Source organism: Micromonospora sp. DT43 (assembly GCF_049841645.1).
Taxonomy (GTDB): domain Bacteria; phylum Actinomycetota; class Actinomycetes; order Mycobacteriales; family Micromonosporaceae; genus Micromonospora.
In genome coordinates, this window is record NZ_JBNCKR010000020.1 from 1 (window position 1) to 20,370 (window position 20,370).

Annotated in this window: 21 protein-coding genes; 10 read left to right on the top strand and 11 right to left on the bottom strand. The window is 72.3% G+C overall.

Annotated features, from left to right (window positions below):
* Nucleotides 1-267 precede the first annotated feature (267 nt).
* Nucleotides 268-1,380, top strand: a complete 1,113-nt coding sequence (locus tag ACLQ26_RS30615) for a hypothetical protein (protein ID WP_425747829.1) — start codon at nucleotides 268-270, stop codon at nucleotides 1,378-1,380.
* Complete coding sequence (locus ACLQ26_RS30620) at nucleotides 1,377-2,723, top strand: ABC1 kinase family protein (RefSeq protein ID WP_363680101.1); 1,347 nt, start codon at nucleotides 1,377-1,379, stop codon at nucleotides 2,721-2,723. Before ACLQ26_RS30615 ends, ACLQ26_RS30620 begins: the two co-directional genes overlap by 4 nt.
* A gap of 306 nt (nucleotides 2,724-3,029) precedes the next feature.
* Here ACLQ26_RS30620 and ACLQ26_RS30625 read toward each other — a convergent pair whose 3' ends face one another.
* The 3 genes from ACLQ26_RS30625 to ACLQ26_RS30635 form a co-directional block, all read right to left on the bottom strand.
* Entirely contained in the window at nucleotides 3,030-3,395 is a 366-nt protein-coding gene (locus tag ACLQ26_RS30625; protein ID WP_007464802.1) for a WhiB family transcriptional regulator, read from the bottom strand.
* A 129-nt stretch (nucleotides 3,396-3,524) separates the two neighbouring features.
* Nucleotides 3,525-3,773, bottom strand: a complete 249-nt coding sequence (locus ACLQ26_RS30630; RefSeq protein WP_425747830.1) for a hypothetical protein — start codon at nucleotides 3,771-3,773, stop codon at nucleotides 3,525-3,527.
* Between the two features lie 122 nt (nucleotides 3,774-3,895).
* Complete coding sequence (locus ACLQ26_RS30635) at nucleotides 3,896-6,061, bottom strand: ATP-dependent DNA helicase UvrD2 (RefSeq protein WP_425747831.1); 2,166 nt, start codon at nucleotides 6,059-6,061, stop codon at nucleotides 3,896-3,898.
* Between the two features lie 93 nt (nucleotides 6,062-6,154).
* Between ACLQ26_RS30635 and ACLQ26_RS30640 the strand changes: the two genes are divergently transcribed.
* Entirely contained in the window at nucleotides 6,155-6,397 is a 243-nt protein-coding gene (locus tag ACLQ26_RS30640; RefSeq protein WP_425747832.1) for a mycoredoxin, read from the top strand.
* Nucleotides 6,398-6,465: 68 nt separating this feature from the next.
* On the opposite strand, the gene ACLQ26_RS30645 is transcribed toward ACLQ26_RS30640, so the two are convergent.
* Nucleotides 6,466-7,764 (bottom strand): MFS transporter, encoded by a 1,299-nt coding sequence (locus tag ACLQ26_RS30645; protein ID WP_425747834.1) that lies wholly within the window; start codon nucleotides 7,762-7,764, stop codon nucleotides 6,466-6,468.
* A gap of 217 nt (nucleotides 7,765-7,981) precedes the next feature.
* Between ACLQ26_RS30645 and ACLQ26_RS30650 the strand changes: the two genes are divergently transcribed.
* From ACLQ26_RS30650 to ACLQ26_RS30660, 3 genes are all read left to right on the top strand, one after another.
* The gene (locus ACLQ26_RS30650; protein ID WP_425747836.1) at nucleotides 7,982-8,962 is read left to right on the top strand and encodes a helix-turn-helix domain-containing protein; all 981 of its coding nucleotides are present in this window, start codon (nucleotides 7,982-7,984) and stop codon (nucleotides 8,960-8,962) included.
* A gap of 74 nt (nucleotides 8,963-9,036) precedes the next feature.
* Nucleotides 9,037-9,276: a DUF397 domain-containing protein gene (locus ACLQ26_RS30655; protein WP_425747837.1), complete on the top strand. Its 240-nt coding sequence runs from the start codon at nucleotides 9,037-9,039 to the stop codon at nucleotides 9,274-9,276.
* A 212-nt stretch (nucleotides 9,277-9,488) separates the two neighbouring features.
* Nucleotides 9,489-9,764: a hypothetical protein gene (locus ACLQ26_RS30660; RefSeq protein WP_425747839.1), complete on the top strand. Its 276-nt coding sequence runs from the start codon at nucleotides 9,489-9,491 to the stop codon at nucleotides 9,762-9,764.
* A 126-nt stretch (nucleotides 9,765-9,890) separates the two neighbouring features.
* On the opposite strand, the gene nudC is transcribed toward ACLQ26_RS30660, so the two are convergent.
* From nudC to ACLQ26_RS30680, 4 genes are read right to left on the bottom strand one after another with little or no spacing between them, the layout of a single operon-like run.
* Nucleotides 9,891-10,850, bottom strand: a complete 960-nt coding sequence (gene nudC, locus ACLQ26_RS30665; protein WP_425747840.1) for an NAD(+) diphosphatase — start codon at nucleotides 10,848-10,850, stop codon at nucleotides 9,891-9,893.
* A gap of 46 nt (nucleotides 10,851-10,896) precedes the next feature.
* The gene (locus ACLQ26_RS30670) at nucleotides 10,897-12,243 is read right to left on the bottom strand and encodes a M16 family metallopeptidase (protein WP_425747842.1); all 1,347 of its coding nucleotides are present in this window, start codon (nucleotides 12,241-12,243) and stop codon (nucleotides 10,897-10,899) included.
* Complete coding sequence (locus ACLQ26_RS30675; RefSeq protein WP_425747843.1) at nucleotides 12,240-13,550, bottom strand: M16 family metallopeptidase; 1,311 nt, start codon at nucleotides 13,548-13,550, stop codon at nucleotides 12,240-12,242. The genes ACLQ26_RS30670 and ACLQ26_RS30675 overlap by 4 nt, the downstream gene beginning before the upstream one ends.
* A gap of 10 nt (nucleotides 13,551-13,560) precedes the next feature.
* Nucleotides 13,561-14,676, bottom strand: coding sequence for an LLM class flavin-dependent oxidoreductase (locus ACLQ26_RS30680; protein WP_425747844.1), 1,116 nt, complete (start codon nucleotides 14,674-14,676; stop codon nucleotides 13,561-13,563).
* A 141-nt stretch (nucleotides 14,677-14,817) separates the two neighbouring features.
* Between ACLQ26_RS30680 and ACLQ26_RS30685 the strand changes: the two genes are divergently transcribed.
* The 4 genes from ACLQ26_RS30685 to ACLQ26_RS30700 are packed head-to-tail and all read left to right on the top strand — an operon-like array spanning nucleotide 14,818 to nucleotide 17,995.
* Entirely contained in the window at nucleotides 14,818-15,882 is a 1,065-nt protein-coding gene (locus ACLQ26_RS30685) for an ABC transporter substrate-binding protein (RefSeq protein WP_425747845.1), read from the top strand.
* Nucleotides 15,879-16,658, top strand: coding sequence for an ABC transporter ATP-binding protein (locus ACLQ26_RS30690; RefSeq protein WP_425747846.1), 780 nt, complete (start codon nucleotides 15,879-15,881; stop codon nucleotides 16,656-16,658). The genes ACLQ26_RS30685 and ACLQ26_RS30690 overlap by 4 nt, the downstream gene beginning before the upstream one ends.
* Nucleotides 16,648-17,532, top strand: coding sequence for an ABC transporter permease (locus tag ACLQ26_RS30695; RefSeq protein ID WP_393301645.1), 885 nt, complete (start codon nucleotides 16,648-16,650; stop codon nucleotides 17,530-17,532). The genes ACLQ26_RS30690 and ACLQ26_RS30695 overlap by 11 nt, the downstream gene beginning before the upstream one ends.
* Nucleotide 17,533: 1 nt before the next feature.
* Entirely contained in the window at nucleotides 17,534-17,995 is a 462-nt protein-coding gene (locus ACLQ26_RS30700) for an RrF2 family transcriptional regulator (protein WP_425747847.1), read from the top strand.
* Between the two features lie 109 nt (nucleotides 17,996-18,104).
* On the opposite strand, the gene ACLQ26_RS30705 is transcribed toward ACLQ26_RS30700, so the two are convergent.
* The 3 genes from ACLQ26_RS30705 to cspE all read right to left on the bottom strand — a co-directional run bounded on the left by ACLQ26_RS30705 (nucleotide 18,105) and on the right by cspE (nucleotide 20,296).
* Nucleotides 18,105-18,305 carry a hypothetical protein gene (locus ACLQ26_RS30705; protein ID WP_425747848.1) on the bottom strand — a complete coding sequence of 67 codons (201 nt, stop codon included), beginning with the start codon at nucleotides 18,303-18,305 and terminating at the stop codon, nucleotides 18,105-18,107.
* A gap of 250 nt (nucleotides 18,306-18,555) precedes the next feature.
* Nucleotides 18,556-19,869, bottom strand: coding sequence for a DEAD/DEAH box helicase (locus ACLQ26_RS30710; protein WP_425747849.1), 1,314 nt, complete (start codon nucleotides 19,867-19,869; stop codon nucleotides 18,556-18,558).
* 223 nt (nucleotides 19,870-20,092) lie between these two features.
* Nucleotides 20,093-20,296: a transcription antiterminator/RNA stability regulator CspE gene (cspE, locus tag ACLQ26_RS30715; protein ID WP_007464836.1), complete on the bottom strand. Its 204-nt coding sequence runs from the start codon at nucleotides 20,294-20,296 to the stop codon at nucleotides 20,093-20,095.
* Between the last annotated feature and the right edge of the window lie 74 nt (nucleotides 20,297-20,370).

Consider the following 20,370-nt stretch of genomic DNA (forward strand, 5'->3'; position numbering starts at 1 on the left):
GGTTGATCCCGCGTCGGCGTAGGTAGCGGCGGTTGGCTTTCGACGTGTACGCCTTGTCGGCCAAGACCCGGTCGGGGGGGGGGGGGGGGGGGGGCCCCCCCCGCCCCCCGTTGCGGTCCCGGGAGCGGGTGACCTGTCGGGTGCGCGACAACACATCCGGTGGCCTGTGGATAACCCGGCAGATCCTGTGGACAAGGCTGGATACGGCCCTGAACGCCTGTGGACAACGATCGACCGAGCGCAGGGAAGCGGTCACGATTCGTCACCATGAGTCGTAGCGCCCTGCCCCGCCCCACGCTTCTTCCCGGCCTCAGCCGGCTCTGGCGGGATCGGCACACCCTCCAGATCGGTGTCGGTCCCGGGCCCGCCGTGCTGGTGGAGCTGGCCAATCCGCGTACCGCCGCCGTGCTCGATCTGCTGGACGGCACCCGCAGCGAGCGGGACGTGCTGACCCAGGCGAGCATGGCCCAGGTCGGCATCGACGACGCACGTACGCTGCTGGACGCCCTGCGGTCGGCGGGCCTGTTGGTGCCGGCGCACAGCCTGCTCCCCCGCGACCTGGCCGGGCCGGCCCGGACCCGGCTCGCCGGCGAAGCCGGAGCGTTGGCCCTGGTCGCGGCCCGGCTGCCCGGCACTCCCGCACAGGTCCTGCGTCGCCGACGGGCGGCCCGGGTGCTGCTCACCGGTGCCGGTGCGCTCGGCGGCCCGCTGGCGGTGGCGCTGGCCCAGGCCGGCGTCGGACAGGTGATCCCACAGCTCACCGGCCCGGTGCGGCCAGTCGACCTGGTCGGGACGGGCATCCCCGCCACCGAGCTGGGCCGGCCGCTGGCCCCGGCGATCCGGGCGGCGGTCGACCGCGTGGCACCGGGCACCGGCACCCATCCGGTCCGGGCCACCCGGGTTGACCTGGTGGTCCAGCTCGGCGCGGACCGTCCGCCCGCGTTGCTCGCCGCCGGTCTCGCCCAGCGCCGTCAACCGCACCTGCTGGTGATCCTCCGCGAGGGCGTACCGGTCATCGGGCCGTTGGTCCGCCCACCTGCCGGCCCCTGCCTGCGCTGCGTCGAGCTGCATCGCGCCGACCGCGACCCGGCCTGGCCGGGGCTCGCGGCCCAACTCGCCGCAGCCGAACCGGCGGCCGCCGGCTCGACCGGCACCCTGCTCGCGGCCATCGGGTACGCGGTGGCGGAGGCTCTGGCGCACCTCGACGGGGGGCACCCCGAGACGCTTGGCGGTGCCATGGAGATCACCGGAGCGGGTCGGTTCCGCCGCCGGGGTTGGCCGCCGCACCCGGCGTGCGGGTGCTCGACGAGCCGGGTGTACGCACCAGCCCGGCCGCACAGCAGCAGCGGAGCCCTCCGGTCGGTAACAATGGCGAAGTGACCGACATCCCGCGCCGCGCCGTGTCCCGGACCGCCAAGCTCGCCGCTCTGCCGCTCGGCTTCGCCGGTCGGACCGTCCTCGGCATGGGTAAGCGCGTCACCGGGCTCGCCTCCGACGTGATCTCCGCGGAGATCCAGCAGCGCACCGCCGAGCAGCTGTTCAGCGTGTTGGGCCAGCTCAAGGGCGGGGCGATGAAGTTCGGCCAGGCGTTGTCGGTCTTCGAGGCCGCACTGCCGGAGGAGATCGCGGCACCGTACCGCCAGGCGCTGACCAAACTTCAGGAGGCCGCGCCTCCGCTGCCGGCCGCGAGCGTGCACAAGGTGCTTGCCGAGCAGCTCGGTCCCGACTGGCGCGATCGGTTCGTCGAGTTCAACGACACCCCGGCGGCGGCGGCCAGCATCGGTCAGGTGCACCGGGCGCGGTGGCGTGAGCCGGGGTACGGCCCGTCCGGCGAGCCGAACAGCCGCGACGTGGCCGTCAAGATCCAATATCCGGGCGCCGGTGACGCGCTGCTCTCCGACCTCAAGCAGCTCTCCCGACTGGGCGGGATGTTCCGGGCGATCCAGCCCGGCCTCGACGTCAAGCCCCTCCTCGTCGAGTTGCGAGAGCGGATCACCGAGGAGCTGGACTACGAGCTCGAGGCCGAGTCGCAGCGCACCTTCGCCGCCGCGTACGCCGACGATCCGGAGATCTTCATCCCGGAGGTGGTCTCCGCGTCGCCGCGGGTGCTGGTCACCGAGTGGGTGACTGGCACACCGCTCGCCGACATCATTCGGGAGGGCACCGAGGAGCAGCGGGACGAGGCCGGCCGGCTGATGGCCACGCTGCACCTCTCCGCGCCTCAGCGGGCCGGTCTCCTGCACGCCGACCCGCACCCGGGAAACTTCCGGCTGCTGCCCGACGGCCGGCTCGGGGTGATCGACTTCGGTGCGGTGGCCCGGATGCCCGAGGGCACGCCGGAGCCGATCGGCCGCATCGCCGGGCGGGCCCTGCGCGGCGACGCGGACGGGGTGGTGGCGGGCCTGCGGGACGAGGGGTTCATCGGTGCCACCGACGAGATCGACGCCGAGGGTGTCCTCGACTTCCTCCGCCCGATGCTGGAGCCCATCGCGGCCGACGGGTTCCGCTTCACCCGGGCCTGGCTGCGGGCCGAGGCGGGTCGGTTGGCCAGCCCTCGCTCCCCCACCTACCAGCTGAGCAGGCAGCTCAACCTGCCACCGTCGTACCTGCTCATCCACCGGGTGACGCTCGGGTCGATCGGTGTGCTCTGCCAGTTGGAGGCGAAGGCGCCGTACCGGAGCATCCTGGAGCGCTGGCTGCCGGGCTTCGCGCCGGTGGCCTGAGCGGGCCGGGGCGAGACGTCACGAAGGGCGGGTGCCGGTCGGCACCCGCCCTTCTGCGTGGGGTGGTACTAGAGAACGCCCAGGTCGCGCGCCGACTGGTTGCGGCTGTTCATGGCGACGGTACGGGCGGATCGGGTTGCCTCAGTGCGCGTGGTGGTACGACCGGCCTGAGGCCGGCGCATTCGAGCCCTGGTCAACGCTTCGTGGAGTAGTTGCATCTCGAAGGCTCCACTCGGAACGTTCAACATCGTTTTCTCACTCACTGCCGGTGTGCCACCGGCGTAGTTGGTACGGGTCGGGAACATGTCAGGCTGCCAGCCGGACCGCGCCACGCACCTCGGACAGCCCACTGGCCGCCAGGCGCGCCTCGGCCTCGACCCGAAGCTCGGCGTCACGAGCGACGTCCTCCTTGCGCGGACGGCCACGGGGCCGCTTGCGCGGGACGACCGCGCCACGCTCGAAGATCTCGCCGCCCCAGACGCCCCACGGCTCCGCTCGCTCCACCGCCCCGGCCAGGCACTCGACGCGCAGCGGGCAGTCCCCGCAGAGCGACTTGGCCAGCTCGAGCTCGGCAGGCGAGTCGGAGAACCACAGGTCGGGGTCGAACTTCCGGCAGGGCAGGTTCGCCTCCAGCTCGACGCTCACATCGAGGGGGGCCAACGCCAGACTCATCTCCCGGTCACCTCTCTCTCACTTCGATCTCGTGGATCGCATTCCGACGTACTTCGGCGGGGCAAAAAACTGAGGCCGCGGATCCCGGTAGCGGGTTCCGCGGCCTCGAGGTGAGCCGGTGTCTGAGGATCAGACTGGTCTACCTCGAGGTGGAACGCCGCGGACATCAGTGCGCTTCTTGACGCCATTGATGTCCATGCCCGTGCTGCCACTGGTCCCGTTGAATCCGGTGGGTGCGACGGCCAGGATCAGCTCGGTCTGAACCTGGTGCACCTGCGGAACCGACGGTCGTGCGGCCGCGAGGGCCACCCGGACAGCCGACAGCGGAGCGCAGACAGACGGCATCGCCGTCAGACGCTCATAGGTGAAGATCTCCACGGTGGCCACCTCCCTCACGTTCCTCGAATCGACTGGACCAACCCCCGTGAGCAGCCGGAATGGCGCCGCTCGCGTGGTGTGTTCTGAGGCTATTCCTCGCCTGGGGGCGAGGGCAAACGAATTTACGACGAGATTTCGAAAGTTTTCTCCGGGCAGACGTCGTCCACTCCCGCGCCCTGCACGAGCGCCAGCACCGACTCTCCGTAGAGGCCCAGTTTGCGGGGGCCGATGCCGGCGATGGCGATCAGCTCTTCCGGCCGGCCGGGACGCCGCTCGGCAAGCGCGGTCAACGTGGCGTCGGTGAACACCACGTACGCCGGGACCTTCTGCGCGCCGGCCACCCGCTGCCGCCACTCGCGCAGCCGTTCGTGCAGCTCGTCGTCGATGTCGGACGGGCAGGTGGGGCATCGACCCAGTTTGCGGTCGGGGCCGGCGAGCAGGGTGGCGCCGCAGATCCGACAGGACACGATCTGCGTCCGGCGTCGTTCGGGACGGCGCGCGGGACCGGCGGAGGCGCCGGCCCGCTCGGTGCCGCCGGAGCGGTCCAGCTGGGGCAGGAACCGCGACGGCCGCCGGGCCCGCCCGCCCGGTGAGCGCGCTGCGGCGTACGACAGCCAGAGCCACTGCCGCGCGCGGGTGATCCCGACGTAGAGCAGCCGGCGCTCCTCCTCGACCTGCTCGACGGTCTTGGCGTACGTGGTGGGCAGGGTGCCCTCGGCGAGGCCGACCAGGAAGACGGCGTCCCACTCCAGCCCCTTGGCCGAGTGCAGCGACGCCAACGTGACCCCGTCCACCGTCGGCACGTGCTGCTGGGCGGCCCGCCGGGCCAGCTCCTCGGTGAAGTCGGTGAGGGTGACCGGGCGCTCCACCGACGCGGCCTCGCCGATCGGCACCACCTCCGGGGTGGCCGCGTACTCCTCGGCGAGCTGGACCAGCGCGGACAGCGCCTCCCAACGCTCGCGGGCGGCGCCGCCCGCCGGGGGCGCGTCCGGGGCCCAGCCGACAGCGGTGAGCGCCTCGACCACGGCGGTCGGCAACGGCGTCTCCCCGGGGATCGAGCGGGTGGCCGACCGCAGGGCGACCATCGCCTGGCGTACCTCGGCACGCTCGAAGAACCGCTCGGCGCCCTGCACCACGTACGGGACGCCGGCCTCGGTGAGCGCCTTCTCGTACGCCTCGGACTGCGCGTTGACCCGGAACAGCACGGCGATCTCCTTCGCCGGGGTGCCCGTGTCGATAAGCGACCGGCAGCGCGCGGCCACCGCGTTCGCCTCGGCCGGCTCGTCGGTGAAGATCCGCAGATCGGGTTCCGGTCCCGGGGGGCGCTGCCCGCTCAGCTCCAGCCGCAGCCGGGCCTCGGTGCCCCGGGCCTGGGAGATCACCGCGTTGGCCAGCCCGACGACCTGCGGGGTGGAGCGGTAGTCGCGGACCAGCCGGACGACAGTGGCGTTGCGGTGCCGGCGGGGGAAGTCGACAAGGTACGCCGAGGTCGCCCCCGTGAAGGAGTAGATGGTCTGGCTGGCGTCGCCGACCACTGTCAGGTCGTCGCGGCCGGCCAGCCAGGCATCCAGCAGCCGCTGCTGGAGTGGGTTGACGTCCTGGTACTCGTCGACCACGAAGTGCCGGTACTGGGTGCGGATCTGCTCGCCGACGTCCGGGTGCTCCTCGATGCCCCACACCGCGGCCCGCAGCATGTCCTCGAAGTCGATCACCCCGTTGGAGCGCTTGAGCTGCTCGTACGCGGTGAACACCTCGGCGACCTTCGCCGGCTCGTGCGGCGTATCCCGCAGCGCCCGGGCCGCCGACACGACGTAGTCCCCCGGCTCGACGAGCGACGACTTGGCCCACTCGATCTCGCCGGCCAGGTCTCGCGCGGCGGCCCGGTCGGTCCGCAGGCCGACCCGGGCGGCGGCGAGGGTGACCAGCCGCACCTTGCTGTCCAGCAGCTCGGGCATGGCCCGGCCGGCCAGCAGGCGGGGGGCGAAGTACCGCACCTGCCGCAGCGCCGCGGCGTGAAATGTCCGCGCCTGGACACCGCCCACCCCGAGCACCGTGAGCCGACTACGCATCTCGGCTGCGGCGCGGGCGGTGAAGGTGACCGCGAGCACGTGCCGGGCGGAGATCTCCCCGGAGAGAGCCCGGTGGGCGATCCGGGAGGTGATCGCGCGGGTCTTGCCGGTGCCGGCGCCGGCGAGAATGCAGACCGGACCGGCGGGTGCGGTCACCGCGGAGCGCTGCTCCGGGTCGAGCCCGGCGAGCACCTGTTCCGACGCTGAGTGAACCACCACAACCAGGAATCATCTCAGCTCCTCCGGACGTTGTAGCGAACAGCCTCGGCTTGATCCGCAAGCCGGCGGTCAGAGGAGTTGGAGGATCCGACCATGCTGACGATGTATTCCACCCCCTGGTGCGGCTACTGCCACCGGCTGAAGTCGCAGCTCGACCGGGAGGGCATCGGCTACGAGGTGGTCGACATCGAGCGGGACCCGGAGGCCGCGGAGTTCGTGATGAGTGTCAACGGCGGCAACCAGACGGTGCCCACGCTGCGCTTCGACGACGGCAGCGCCCTGACCAACCCCTCGATCACACAGGTCAAGCAGCACCTGGCGACCCTCAACGCCTGACCGGCCGGGTCACCTCTCGACGAACGGCCGCCCCGATCCGGGCGGCCGTTCGTCGTGTCCGACATCCGTCACTGCCGGCGCGGCCGGCGGGGTCCCGTCGCCACCGGCGCGTCGATGTCGGCGTCGACCGGGCGGCGCGGCGCGGGGAGCGTCGGGCGGGGCGGCGGCGTGGGTCCACGGCCGCCGGCCGGCGCGCTCAGGTGCCGGCCGCGCCAGAGGTAGACGCCGGCGGCCAGCGTGGCCACCCCTACCAACAGGAACAGGGCCCGGTAGTCCAGGACGCCTACCAGCAGGGCGCCGGCGCCGATGGAGAGCGCCTGCGGGCCGCTGACCAGCGCCTGGGTTGCCGCCGCGACCCTTCCGACCAGCCCGGGTGGCGTACGGCGCTGGATCAGCGTGTGCAGGCCCACCATCGTCAACGGCAGCGAGACGCCGGCCAGCAGCACCGCCACGAACCCGACGCGCAGATCGGGGTACGCGAGCGCGAGCGCGGCAGGCGAGAAGAAGGCCACCCCGGCGGCCAGCGTGCCGATCTCACCCAGTCGGCGGACCAGCGTCGGTGAGCAGAGCCCGCCGAGCAGTCCGCCGACGCCCTGCACCATGACCAGCACGCCCACGAACGCGGCGTCCCGATTCAACCCCTGGTCGACGTAGGCGAAGATCAGCGATTCGCTGAAGCCCATCACCAGCGATCCGAGGCCGTAGCCGAGCAGGGCCCGGCGCAGCGCCGGCTCACCGGTCAGGTGCCGCAGGCCAGCGCCCAGCTCGGCGGGCCAGCGCAGCCGTACGGACGGCGTCGTCGGCGCCGGGCTCGGCACCGCGGTCACCACCGCGGCCGCGGTCGCGAAGCCGACCATGCCGATCCCGGCCAGCACCCAACCGCCGAGCGCCGCGTAGAGCGCCGCGCCGACAAGCGGGCCGACCAGCCGCAGCCCCTGGCGTACGGTCTGCAGCACCCCGTTCGCCTCGGCGAGCAGTTCCATCGGCACCAACTGTCGGATCAACCCGCTGAGCGCCGCGCCGAGCGTGATGGACGACAGGCCGTACAGGGCGGCGACCAGGTAGACGAGCCAGACGTCGCCCGCGTCGCGGACCGTGAACAACGGGGCGAGCAGCAGTGCGGTGACCACGTTCGCGGTCACGAAGAAGGGACGGCGCGGGTACCGGTCGACGAACCAACCGACAAGCGGCGCCAACGTCATCGGGGCGACGACTGCGAAGATGATGCCCCCGGCGAGCCCGTTGGAGCCGGTCAGATCCTTGACCCAGATGGCGAGCGCGAGCAGCAGGATCGACTCGGCGGTCATGCTGGCCAGCAGGCCACCGAACAGCAGGCGGAAGTCGGGGCGGCGCAGGACGGTACGCATGGGGTCACTCCGGCGGGATGGCATGCCCGGCTGGGCGCGGTCGACGGGGCTGGGACCACGGGTCCGTCGTCGTCCGGGAATCCCATGGTTCATTTTTCGAGTAAGACACGCCCCCGCCGGGCCTCCGACGTCGGTCGCGCCGTCCATACTGACCGTGGGGGGCGAATTTCATACAGTTACCGTCGCGTCTGCGGCGGTCGACGGGAAAGAGGACACTGTGCCTCCTGCCGCACCCAGCCCGATCATGCGTCGTCGACGGTTGGGCATCGAACTGCGCAGCCTGCGCGAAGCCGCGGGCCTCACCGGCGACCAGGTTATCGAACGGATCGGTTGGGCGTCCGCGTCCAAACTGTCCCGCCTGGAGAATGGCCGCAGCCGTCCGGATCCGCAGGATGTCGGCGTTCTGCTCGACCTCTACGGGGCCGACGCCGCGTCACGCGAGGAGCTGCTCGGGATCGCCGGCGGCGCCGGCGACATGCGTGGCTGGTTGAAGAACTTTCCGGTGATGACACAGCAGCAGCGCAGCTGGGCCGAGCTGGAGGCGGGCTGCGCGGAGATCTCCGAGTACAACCCGGTTCTGGTGCCGGGCCTGCTGCAGACCGCCGGGTACGCGCAGGTCCGGATCGTCTCGGCCCGCCAGGCGAGCGAGGGCGCCGGCGAGCCGGACCCGGCCGAGGAGCCGGAGACCGAGGTGCAGGCCCGGTTGGCCCGCCAGTTGCTGCTGACCCGGGAGCCGGACGCGCCGAGCTACACCGCCGTTCTGGAGGAGGCGGCCCTCGGCCGCCGGGCCGGCCCGCCCGAAGTGCTGCACGAGCAGTTGGTCCAGTTGTGCGAGCTGGCCCAGCTCCCCAACGTGACGTTGCACCTGCTTCTGCGGGACACGCAGATCGGCGATTGGTACCTTCCGCCGACCGCCTTCTCCCTCTATCGGTTCGCCGATCCGCTCGATCCGGAGACATTGGCCATCGAAGGGGGGTTCAAGGACGTCATGTCGACCGAGTCAATCACGCTAAATCGCTATAAAGTGGTGTTCGAGTGGCTATGCACGGCGGCACTTGACGCCTCGGACACCCTCTCCTGGCTGATCGAGGCGACGGGACGGCCGGCCGGGGCGACGCCCCCATCCACAGTGGCGTTCGGGCCGGCAACGGCGCCGACCCAGCGCCGCAGGGATTCGGGGCGACTGACGGATCGGTGATCCACGGGGGACCCTCCGTCGGGGCGTGCGGCACCACTCGTCCCATCGGATCGGTTCACACCAGGAGCAGAGCCATGAACGACATCCACAGCACGCCGTCCGTCTCCGCCAGCTCGTTGGCGGACGCCCCGTGGCGCACCAGCACACGCAGCCAGACCTCCAACTGTGTGGAGGTCGCCCCCCTGGGCACCGGCCCGTCGGCTGTCGCGCTGCGCGACAGCAAGGACCGGGGCGGCCCGGTGCTGCTGTTCAACCGGGCCGGCTGGCTCGGCTTCATCACCGGCGCGAAGACGGGCCAGTTCGATCTGAACTGATCTCCCCGACCGGGCGGGGCCGTCGGCATGTGCCGGCGGCCCCGTCGTCGTGTCCGGCGACGACCCCGCTGACCAGGCATCCGCCGATCGGACGAGGCTCGGAACCAATAGGCGCGTTTCACTTGCTGGGATGAACACGGGGCGTAACATGACGCACGAGAACGTGGAACTTCCACACTGGCTCATTCGTCGCGGTTCATCCGGAGACCCTTATGCGGTTCCTGATCGTTCGCACCGACATCCGCACCGTCGCCGACGGGGACATCGCCGCCGCATGGGCCGACGGCCATCGCCTCCGCGACGAGACGACCACGCCGGAACCGCGCCGGCAGACCGTGCACGCCGAGGACCGGGACGCCGCGTTGCTGCTGGCCCGGGCACTGTCTTCGGTCGGCGCGGTGCGCGCCGGCAAGCAACGGGTCAAGGTCCTGCCGCTCGGCGAGCCGCGGCCCGCGTTCCGGCGCAGACCCGGCCGCACCGGCACCTGACCCACCAGACGTCCGTCGTGGTCGGCTCGGCTCCCCCGCCGCGTCATTCGCTCCCACCGACCACGACGGCCGGTGTTCCCGGCCCGTGACCGCCGCGGCAACGGCAGCCACGGGCCGGGACCGTGCTCAGCGGTCGGCGTCCACCCAGCCGTCCAGCCAACGGTGGACGAGGAACAACGCGATCGACGACGGCGGCGGCAGGATCAGCCGAGCCCCGTCCCCCACGTCCACCGCCCTCCCCGCACACGCGGCCCCGATCTCCGCACGGGTGAACCACCTGGCGTACGCGATCTCGGACGGGTCGACCCGCACCGGATCCGCTGGGTCCGCGGTGGCCAGGAAGCCCAGCATCAGCGAGCCCGGGAACGGCCAGGCCTGGCTGCCGACGTACCCGATCCGCTCGACCGAGATGCCCACCTCCTCGCGGACCTCGCGCAGTACGGCGGCCTCCGCCGACTCCCCCGGCTCGACGTACCCGGCAAGGCACGAGTAGCGCCGACCGCCCGGGGTGCCCGGCCAACCGGCGTTGTTGCCGAGCAGGCAGCGGCCCTCGGGGCCGTCCACGCCGTCGTGCACCAGCACGATCATCGCCGGGTCGGTACGCGGCCAGATCCGCCCGCCTTCGCGATCCACCCGGGACCAGCCGGCCTCGTCCATCACCGTCGGCGCACCGGTTGCCGTCGAGTAGCCGTGCCGGGTGTGCCAGTTGAGCAGCGCCAGCGCCGTGGTGAAGATGCCGGCCTCCCGGTCGCCGAGCAGGTGGCCCACCTCCCGCAGGTTCACCGGCCGGGTGCCCGGCACCGTCGGCAGCGGCGCGTCGAGCGCGAAGACCGGCACCCCGTCGGGCTCGACGCCGAGGAACATCGCCGTCGACTCGGAGCCGGCCGGGACGTCGGCCGCGCCGAACAGCACCAGCGCCGGAGGCGACACGTCGGTACGGGCGAGCGCCCGCCCGCCGTCGGTCGAGTCGAGCAGCAGTATCCGGCCGCGCAGCCACGCCTCGGTCAACCACTGCGCGTCGCCCCGGCGGTGTGCGGCGCGATCCAGCGTGGACCGTGCCAGCGGCGGCGCCGTCTCCCCGCTCATGTCCGGGCTCCGCGGCCGACGGCACGCCCTATGGCGTGGCGGCGCCTCACGGCTGCACCGGCTCGGTGTGCACAGGCGTCAGCGCGGCCAGCCCGGGGGTGATCCGCTCGGCGTCGCCGAGCACGACCACCGCCGCCCGAGCAGGCGCGAGGTAGTGGGCGGCGGCCCGCGCCACGTCGTCCACAGTCGCCTTCGCCAGGCGGGCCGCGTACTCCGCGAGGAACTCCAGACGCAGGCCGTTGCCGGCGTACGCGCTGGTCAGCGCGGCCAGACCGGCCTGGGTGGACATGCCGAGCTGGAGGGTGCCCAGGGCGTACTGGCGGGCCTGCTCCAGCTCCTCCGGCTTCGGCGGCAGCGACGCCAGCCGGCCCAGCTCGTACGTGGTCTCCAGCAGCGCCGGGCCGGTGACCTCGGTGGCCACCTCGGCGCCGGCGACCAGAACCGACCCGGCCACCGAGTGCTCGATCACCGAGTGGGGGCCGTACGTGTAGCCCTTGTCCTCGCGGATGTTCTCCACCCAGCGGGACGAGAAGTAGCCCCCGAAGATCAGGTTGGCCAGTTGCAGCGGGGCGTGGTCGGGGTCGGTGCGCGGCACGGCGGGCAGCGCGACCCGCAGCGAGGACTGCACCGAGCCGGGCCGGTCGACGAGCAGCAGCGGCCCCGGCTCCAGCGGCGGGGTGGCCGGCAGGGTGGCCGTACGCCCGGCACCGGCCCACCCGCCGAGCGCCCGCTCGGCCGCGTCCAGGGCCTTCTCCGGCTGCACGTCACCGACCACCACGAGCTGCGCCCCGGCGGGGTGCACCCGCTCGGCGTGCAGGGTGCGCAGGGCCGCCGGTCGGACGGCACGGATCTGGCCCGGCTCCGGGGTCTGCGTGGCGTACGGGTGTCGCCCGTAGACCCGCTTCAGCAGCGCCTCCCGGGCCAGGTGCGCCGGCTGGCTCTGGGCGACCTGGATCCGGTCGATCAGCCGGTCCCGCTCGGCGGCCACCTCGTCGCCGGGGTAGCTGGCGCCGGTCAGCACCTCGGCCAGCAGCTCCAGCATCCGGTCCAGGCCGGTGACCAGGCCGGCGCCGGAGAGCATCAGCCGGTCCGGGTCGACGCCCGCGGACAGCCCGCCGCCCACCTTCTGCAGCTCGGCGGCCAACTGCACGCTTGTCATCGACCCGGTTCCGGAGAGCATGGTCTGCGAGAGCATCGCGCCGCGCGCGAGGTGGGCACGGCCGAACGGCACCCAGAGCCGCAGCTCGACCAGGGGCACCGCCGGCCGGCGTACGGCGATCACGGTGAGCCCGTTGCGCAGTGTGCGCTCGGCCTGCTTGGGCACCTTGAGCTTGCGGGTGGGGCCGAGCGGGGGCAGCGTACGCGGCCCGGTGGTGGTGGCGGTGGTGCTCATCGGGCACCTCCGGGGATGACCTCGACCGCGGCGCGGCGCTCCGGGCGCAGGGTGGCCGCGGCGGCCTGGACCTGCTCCTCGGTGACGTCGCCTACCAGTCGGGGCAGGTCGTTGAGCAGGCCCGGCTCGCCACGTTGCTGTTCCAGGACCGCCATCCGCAGCGCCCGGCCGAGCACCGCGTCGGTGTCGCGCAGCAGGTGGGTGGCCATCCGGGCCTGGGTGCGGGCCAGCTCACCGTCGGTCAGCCCGTCGGTGGCCAGCCGGTCCAACTCCTCGTCGACTGTGCGCAGCACCTTGTCCACGTCGCCGCCGGGCGGCAGGTGCGCATCGAGCAGCAGCGCGGTGGGGTCGCGGACGTCGAACGGGTCGCCCATGAACCCGAGGTAGCCGCCGAGGCTTGTCACCGTGCGGTCGCGCTGGACCAGTCGTTCGACCAGCCGGGACGCGTCGCCGTCGGTGAGCACCTCGGCCAGCACCACGTACGGCAGGTAGCCGGCGAAGTCGTCGATCGGGTCGGGCACCCGCCACGCGCCGGCCACCGCCGGCAACGGCGCCAGGGCGTCGGTGTACGAGCTGCGCCGCTCGGCGGTCAGGTCGGGCTCGGTGAAGTCGGGCCGCCGCGGTGCGGGGCGGGACGGCACGTCGCCGAAGTGCCTGTTGACCAGCTCGGTCGCCTCGGCCACGTCGATGTCGCCACTGACGGCCAGCACCGCGTTGCCGCTGGCGTAGTAGCGGCGGAAGAAGTCGGCGGCGTCGGCGACGGTGGCCGACTCCAGGTCGTCGAACGAGCCGTAGCCGTCGTGCGCGTTCGGGAAGGTGTCGAACATGACCGGCGGCAGGGTCAGCCAGGGGAAGCCGCCGTACGGCCGGCTGAGCACGTTGACCCGGATCTCCTCCTTGACCACGTCGACCTGGTTGCGCAGGTTCTCCTCGGTCAGTCGAGGCCCGCGCATCCGGTCCGCCTCCAGGAACAGCGCGCGCTCCAGCGCGTTGCTCGGCAGCGTCTCGAAGTAGTCGGTGTAGTCCAGGTGGGTGGAGCCGTTGAACGTGCCGCCGGCGCCCTGCACGTGCCGGAAGTGGGCCAACTTCTCCAGGTTCTCCGAGCCCTGGAACATCAGGTGCTCGAAGAGGTGGGCGAAGCCGGTCCGCCCCTCCGGCTCCGAGCGGATGCCGACGTCGTAGACCACCGCCACCCCGATCACCGGGGCACTGCGATCGGGGGTCAGGACCACCCGCAGGCCGTTGTCGAGGGTGAACCGCTCGACCGGATACTTCGTCGCTGGAATTCTGGATCTCCGCGCCGCCACGGGATCGACCCTAGCGCGTCGACACCCCCGCCACCGGCGACCTCCGCGGAGCCACCGTCACCTGGTCGGCGAGCCGGGGCAGAACCTCGGCGCCGACCCGCTCGGCCTCCTCCCGGTGCGGCCAGCCGGAGAGGATGAACTCGTCGACGCCGAGTGCCGCGTACTCGTCGATGCGGGTCGCGACCTCGGCGTAGCTGCCGACGAGCGCGGTGCCGGCGCCCTCGCGGACCAGGCCGACCCCGGCCCAGAGGTTCGGTGCGACGGTGAGCCCGTCGGTGCGGCCGGCGTTCAGCGCGGCCATCCGGGCCTGACCGACGGAGTCCATCCGACGGAACCGCGCCTGGGCGGCGGCGATCCGCTGCGGGCTCATGCCGGCCAGCAGCCGGTCGGCCTCGGCCCAGGCGCCGGCGCTTGTGGGCCGCGCGATGACGTGCAGCCGGAGCCCGGTGCGCAGGGTGCGGCCCCGCTCGGCGGCGAGCGCCCGGATGCGGGTGACGCGGGCGGCGATCGCCGCCGGTGGCTCGCCCCACATCAGGTACGTGTCGGCCTGTCGGGCGGCCACCGTCTCGGCGGCCGGGGACGCGCCGCCGAAGTAGATCGGCGGCGGATCGGCCAGCGGGGTGGCCAGCCCACCGCCGTCGACCCGGTAGTGCGTCCCGGCGTGGTCGAACGGCCGGCCGGCCCAGGCGCGCCGCAGGACCTCGATGAACTCCCCGGTACGCGCGTAGCGCTCGTCGTGGCCCAGGAAGTCGCCGTACGCGCGCTGTTCGGCGGGATCTCCCCCGGTCACGATGTTGAGCGACAGGCGTCCGCCGGAGACGGCCTGGAACGCCTCGGCCTGCTGGGCGATCAGGGTGGGCAGCGCGAATCCGGCCCGGACGGCGACAAGCATGCCGAGCCGCTCGGTGTGCTGGGCGACCGCCGCGCAGACGATCCACGGGTCGGGGCAGCCGGCGCCGACAGGGGTGAGCACGGCCGCGAAGCCGCCCGCCTCGGCGGCGCGGCCGACCTCGGCCAGGTACGCCACGGTGGCGGCCCGGTCGTGGCGGGCGGCACCGGCGGTGACGGTGGCGGCGCCGACCTGGTCGCCGTCACCGGAGGTAGGCAGGAACCAGTGGAAAATCATTCGATCACCCTACCGAGTTGGTAGGAATTACCGACATAACTGAGACGCCCCTTCCCGGCATGTGGATGAGTCTTGACGCTGGCCCTGCTCTGGCCCACTCTTCCTACCAACTAAGTAGGAATACTGCGGATTGGATGGACGATGAGACGGCATCCCCTGCGCCGATTGGTCACCCTGGCCACCCTCGCCGCCCTCGGCGCGGCGACCCTGGGCACCACCGCCGCGTGCGGCGACGACAGCGAGGGCGCGGGGGGCGGTTCCGGCCCGGTGACCCTGCGGCTCGGTTACTTCCCCAACATCACCCACGCGCCTGCCGTCGTCGGCGTGGAGAAGGGCATCTTCGCCGAGAAGCTCGGCGCCGACGTCAAACTCGAACCGAAGACCTTCAACGCCGGCCCGGCCGCCATCGAGGCCGTCTTCTCCGGCGCGCTGGACGCGACCTACATCGGCCCGAACCCCACGGTCAACGCGTTCTCCAAGTCCAAGGGCGAGGCCGTCCGGGTCGTCTCCGGCGCCGCCTCCGGAGGCGTGGCTCTTGTGGTCAAGCCCGGCATCAACAGCCCGCAGGACCTCAAGGGCAAGAAGGTCGCCACCCCGCAGCTCGGCAACACCCAGGACGTGGCGGTCCGCTACTGGCTCAAGCAGCAGGGGCTGACCACCACGAAGGAGGGCGGCGGCGACGTCAAGATCGTGCCGCAGGAGAACGCCCAGACGGTGGAGACCTTCAACAGCGGCGCGATCGACGCCGCCTGGGTGCCCGAGCCGTTCGTCTCCCGGCTGGTCAACGCCGGCGGCAAGGTGCTCGTCGACGAGCGCGACCTCTGGCCGGACAAGAAGTTCGTCATCACCAACCTGCTGGTCAGCACGAAGTTCCTCAAGGCACACCCGGACGTGGTGCAGAAGCTTGTCGACGGTCAGGTCGCCGCGAACGAGTTCGTCAACACCAAGCCGGACGAGGCCCAGCAGGCCATCTCCGACGCCATCGGCAAGATCACCGGTAAGCCGCTGGACCTCAAGCTCATCAAGCAGGCGTGGCCGACGTTGGAGTTCACAAACGACCCGATCCCCACCTCGCTCAAGGCCGGGCTCGACCACGCCGTGGAGGTCAAGCTGACCGAGCCGGTGGACCTCAAGGGCCTGTACGACCTGACGTACCTCAACAAGGCGCTCAAGGCGGCCGGCAAGGCCGAGGTCGTCCAGCCATGACGTCGACCACGACGACGCCGCAGAGCGCGACCACAGCGGTCGCGCTCTCCGGCGTGACCAAGGTGTACGGACGCGGGTCGAACGCCGTACTGGCCCTGGACGGGGTCTCGCTGGACGTCGCGCCGGGCGAGTTCGTCTGCCTCGTCGGCGCGTCCGGCTGCGGCAAGAGCACCCTGCTCAACCTGGTCGCCGGCCTGGACCGGCCCAGCGGCGGCCAGATCGGCATCGCCGGTGACGCGAATCCGGGACTGATGTTCCAGGAGCCGGCGCTCTTTCCCTGGCTGACTGTCGACGCGAACGTCGAGGTGCCGCTCAAGCTGCGCGGGCTGCCCCGGGCCGAGCGCCGCGAGCGGGTGGCCGAGCTGCTGCGCACGGTGCACCTGGCCGAGTTCGGTCGCAAGCGACCGCACGAGCTGTCCGGCGGCATGCGGCAGCGGGTCGCGCTGGCCCGCACCCTGGCCCTGGACACTCCGGTGCTGCTGATGGACGAGCCGTTCGGCGCGCTGGACGCGATGACGCGGGACATCCTGCACGACGAGCTGGAACGGATCTGGTCCGAGCGCCATCTCTCGGTGCTCTTCGTCACGCACAACGTCCGCGAGGCCGCCCGGCTGGCCGACCGGATCATCCTGCTGTCCAGCCGCCCCGGCCGGATCATCTACTCCACCGAGGTGGACATCCCGCGGCCCCGGCGGATCGACTCGCCCGAGGTCGCCGCGATCGCCGCCGACGTCACCGAGCGACTCCGTACGGAGGTGAGCCGCCATGGCCAGTGACACCCTCGCCAGCACCGCGCGCTCCGACGCGGAGATCTCCGGCCTGGACGCGCTGGAGATCGCCGGTCAGGAGAAGGAAGCCACCCGGGTTGCCCGGCTCTGGGCTGCCACCTGGCCCAAGCTGGCCGCACTCGCCATCGCCGTCGGCATCTGGCAGGTGGTGGTCTGGAGTGGATGGAAGGATCCGTGGGCCCTGCCCGGCCCGGGCCCGGTCTTCTCCGACCTCGCCGACTACGCGTTGAGTTCTGCGCTCTGGGACGGCCTGGCCACCACCGCCCGACGTGCCGTGGTGGGCTTCGCCGCAGCGGTCGCCGTCGGGCTGCTCCTCGGGCTGGGCGTCTCCCAGTCCCGGGTGCTCCGGGCCGCCATCGGCTCGATGATCACCGCGTTGCAGACCATGCCGTCGATCGCCTGGTTCCCGCTGGCCATCCTGCTGTTCCAGCTCAGCGAGCAGGCGATCTTCTTCGTGGTGGTGCTCGGCGCGGCGCCGTCGATCGCCAACGGCGTGATCCACGGCGTGGACTACGTGCCGCCGCTGCTGAAGCGGGCCGGCCGCAACCTGGGCGCGCGCGGGCTCAACCTCTACCGGTATGTCATCGCACCCGCGGCGCTGCCCGCGATCGTGGCCGGCTTGAAGCAGGGCTGGGCCTTCGCCTGGCGCAGCCTGATGGCTGGCGAACTGCTGGTGGTCATCGCATCCCGGACCTCGATCGGCGCTCAGCTCACCTACGCCCGGGACTTCTCGGACGCGGAACGGCTGATGGCCATCATGATCGTGATCCTGGTCGTCGGTCTGGCTGTCGACGCGGCGTTCGGCGCGGCCGACAAGGCGATCCGCCGTCGCTGGGGCGTACTGGACCAGGCTGGTCAGTGACGTGTACGTCTCCGCGCGCAGCGACTACGCGCTCCGGGCGATGCTCGCCGTCGCCGCCGCCGTCCGCGGCGACGGCGACGAGGGCGGTGGTGGCGGCAGCGAGTTGGTGAAGGCGGGCAGCCTGGCCGATGTGCAGGAGATCCCGCTCAGCTTCCTGCAGGGCATCCTGCTCGACCTGCGCCGGGCCGGTCTGCTGCTCAGCCATCGGGGCGCCGAGGGCGGATACGCGCTGACCCGGCCACCCGAGGAGATCACCGTCGGGGACGTGCTGCGCGCGGTCGGCGGCTCGCTGACCACGGTACGCGGACTGCCTGCCGAACGCGCCGGCTACCACGGGGTGGCTGCCGGGCTGACCGACGTCTGGCTGGCGGTGCACGGGGCGATCGCCACAGTTGTCGACAGCACCAGCCTCGCCGACCTGCTCAGACGCACCACTACCGACCGGGCGTCCACGACGTCCTGACCACCGGGGCGGTGTGGTCGGGTCGGTGCCCCGCCGGCCCCGACCACACCCCCGTACCGATCCGGACCCGGCCTGCCCCTGCGCCGCGTGCCGGTCGACCGGTCGCTGTTCAGCCCCGGTGCTCGACCGCCGGGCCGGAGCCCGGGTCGCCGGGACTGCGCAGCTCCACCAGACCGGCGGGAGCATTACCCGCCGGGGTGGCGTGCCAGGGCGCGAAGGCCGCGAAAATCGCGAGCAGCAACCCGGCGAGCCCGACCGCGACGACCAGGATCAGTTCGCGCAGCGCCCCCGAGCCGGCTTCGCCCGCCATGGTCACCCCTCCCGCGCCGGGCCCCCGCCCGGCTCCCCCCGGTGGCCAGCTTCGACCACACCGGGCCAGGGCACAGTCGGCCAGCCGACCAACCAACTGCTGATATTCGACTCGGGTCGGTGGCCGGGCGGCGCGGGCGACCGGCCGCCACGACCGTCGGGGCGGCCGACCCGGGCGGAACCCGAACCATCCCGCAGACGAAACGACCCGCCCCGCCGAAGCGGGACGGGTCGGTGACGTGCGTGCGGGATCAGACGGTACGCGGGCGGCGCGGACGACGGGACCGGCCCGACGCGCGGTGCGCCGGGCGTGCGCCGCCGTCCGTGGCCGAGCCACCGGCCGTGCGGCCCCGGCTCACTGCCACCGGCGGGGCGGCGATCGTCACCGGCACACCGGAGGGCTCGCGCGCTCCGGTGACCCGGGCCAGCGCCTCGTCACCCGAGCGCACCTGGACCGACTGCGGCCGGATGCCGGCGGTGGCCATCAGCCGGGACACGTCCCGGCGCTGCTCGGGCAGGACCAGGGTGACGACGGAGCCGGACTCGCCGGCGCGGGCCGTCCGACCACCGCGGTGCAGGTAGTCCTTCGCCTCGGTCGGCGGGTCCACGTTGACCACCATGTCGAGGCCGTCGACGTGGATGCCCCGCGCCGCCACGTCCGTGGCGACCAGGGCGGTCACCTGGCCGTTGCGGAACTGCTCCAGGATGCGGGTGCGCTGCGGCTGGGACTTGCCACCGTGCAGCGCGGCGGCGCGTACACCCTTGGAGAGCAACTGGCGCGCGAGCCGGTCGGCGCGGTGCTTGGTGCCCATGAACAGGATGGTGCGGCCCTCACGGGCGGCGATCCGGGTCAACGCGTCGGGCTTGTCGACCGCGTCGACGTGCAGCACGTGGTGGGTCATCGCGGTGACCGTTGCGGTGCCCGGGTCGACCGAGTGGGTCACCGGGCTGCTGAGGAAGCGGCGGACCAGCCGGTCCACGCCGCCGTCGAGGGTGGCGGAGAAGAGCATCCGCTGACCCTGCGGTGCGACCTGCTCCAGCAGCTTGGTCACCTGCGGCAGGAAGCCCATGTCGGCCATCTGGTCGGCCTCGTCCAGCACGGTGATCTCGACCTGGTCGAGCCGGGCGTCGCCACGGTTGATCAGGTCGTGCAGCCGGCCGGGGGTCGCCACGACCACCTCGGCGCCGGCACGCAGCGCGTCCGCCTGCCGCTGCAACGACAGCCCGCCGACGACTGTGGCGCAGCGCAGACCGACGGCCCGGGCGTACGGGGCCAGCGCGGTGGTCACCTGCTGCGCCAACTCCCGGGTCGGCACCAGCACCAGGGCCAGCGGACGACCCGGCCGGGCCTTGCGGCCGGCGGTGCGGGACAGCAGGGGAAGCCCGAAGGCGAGCGTCTTACCCGAGCCGGTACGACCCCGGCCGAGCACGTCCCGACCCGCGAGCGAGTCCGGAAGGGTGGCCGACTGGATCGGGAACGGCTCGATGATGCCCTGCGCGGTCAGCGCGCTCAGCAGCGCCGGCGCCAGACCGGTATGGGCGAAAGACGGAATAACTGTGGTCACGCAGAAGCCTTCCTCGACGCGGCACGTGTCGAGGGAGGGCGCCGAAGTCGGCGCTGTCACCAGCGGCACAAGGCCGCCAGGACTCACAAGCACGAACCGATTAGGGTACGGGCCGGCCCGCCGCCGGGCCGCCGCCTGCTTACGCAGGTCGACGGCGGGGCGGGCCGGTCCCGTCACCGTCACACCCGGAGGGCGCGACGGGTACTACCGACCGATCCGAAGATCAGAGCGGACGGATGTTCTCCGCCTGCGGGCCCTTCTGGCCCTGGGTCACCTCGAACTCGACCCGCTGGTTCTCGTCCAGGCTCCGGTAGCCGGAGGACTGGATCGCCGAGAAGTGGGCGAAGACGTCAGCGCCGCCGCCGTCCGGGGTGATGAAGCCGAAGCCCTTGTCAGCGTTGAACCACTTCACGGTGCCAATAGCCATGTGTTTCGTCTCCTTGACGGAACGTCGAGCCCGCACGTGTTGCGGACTCGAAGAGGAGCGCTCCGCGCGGGAAT

Excerpts from the sequence above, each read along its gene's own strand:
- ACLQ26_RS30615 (WP_425747829.1), top strand. The coding sequence starts at position 268 with ATGAGTCGTAGCGCCCTGCCCCGCCCCACGCTTCTTCCCGGCCTCAGC.
- ACLQ26_RS30625 (WP_007464802.1), bottom strand. The coding sequence starts at position 3,395 with ATGAGTCTGGCGTTGGCCCCCCTCGATGTGAGCGTCGAGCTGGAGGCG.
- ACLQ26_RS30640 (WP_425747832.1), top strand. The coding sequence starts at position 6,155 with ATGCTGACGATGTATTCCACCCCCTGGTGCGGCTACTGCCACCGGCTG.
- ACLQ26_RS30645 (WP_425747834.1), bottom strand. The coding sequence starts at position 7,764 with ATGCGTACCGTCCTGCGCCGCCCCGACTTCCGCCTGCTGTTCGGTGGC.
- ACLQ26_RS30655 (WP_425747837.1), top strand. The coding sequence starts at position 9,037 with ATGAACGACATCCACAGCACGCCGTCCGTCTCCGCCAGCTCGTTGGCG.
- ACLQ26_RS30660 (WP_425747839.1), top strand. The coding sequence starts at position 9,489 with ATGCGGTTCCTGATCGTTCGCACCGACATCCGCACCGTCGCCGACGGG.
- nudC (WP_425747840.1), bottom strand. The coding sequence starts at position 10,850 with ATGAGCGGGGAGACGGCGCCGCCGCTGGCACGGTCCACGCTGGATCGC.
- ACLQ26_RS30670 (WP_425747842.1), bottom strand. The coding sequence starts at position 12,243 with ATGAGCACCACCGCCACCACCACCGGGCCGCGTACGCTGCCCCCGCTC.
- ACLQ26_RS30680 (WP_425747844.1), bottom strand. The coding sequence starts at position 14,676 with ATGATTTTCCACTGGTTCCTGCCTACCTCCGGTGACGGCGACCAGGTC.
- ACLQ26_RS30685 (WP_425747845.1), top strand. The coding sequence starts at position 14,818 with ATGAGACGGCATCCCCTGCGCCGATTGGTCACCCTGGCCACCCTCGCC.
- ACLQ26_RS30690 (WP_425747846.1), top strand. The coding sequence starts at position 15,879 with ATGACGTCGACCACGACGACGCCGCAGAGCGCGACCACAGCGGTCGCG.
- ACLQ26_RS30695 (WP_393301645.1), top strand. The coding sequence starts at position 16,648 with ATGGCCAGTGACACCCTCGCCAGCACCGCGCGCTCCGACGCGGAGATC.
- ACLQ26_RS30705 (WP_425747848.1), bottom strand. The coding sequence starts at position 18,305 with ATGGCGGGCGAAGCCGGCTCGGGGGCGCTGCGCGAACTGATCCTGGTC.
- cspE (WP_007464836.1), bottom strand. The coding sequence starts at position 20,296 with ATGGCTATTGGCACCGTGAAGTGGTTCAACGCTGACAAGGGCTTCGGC.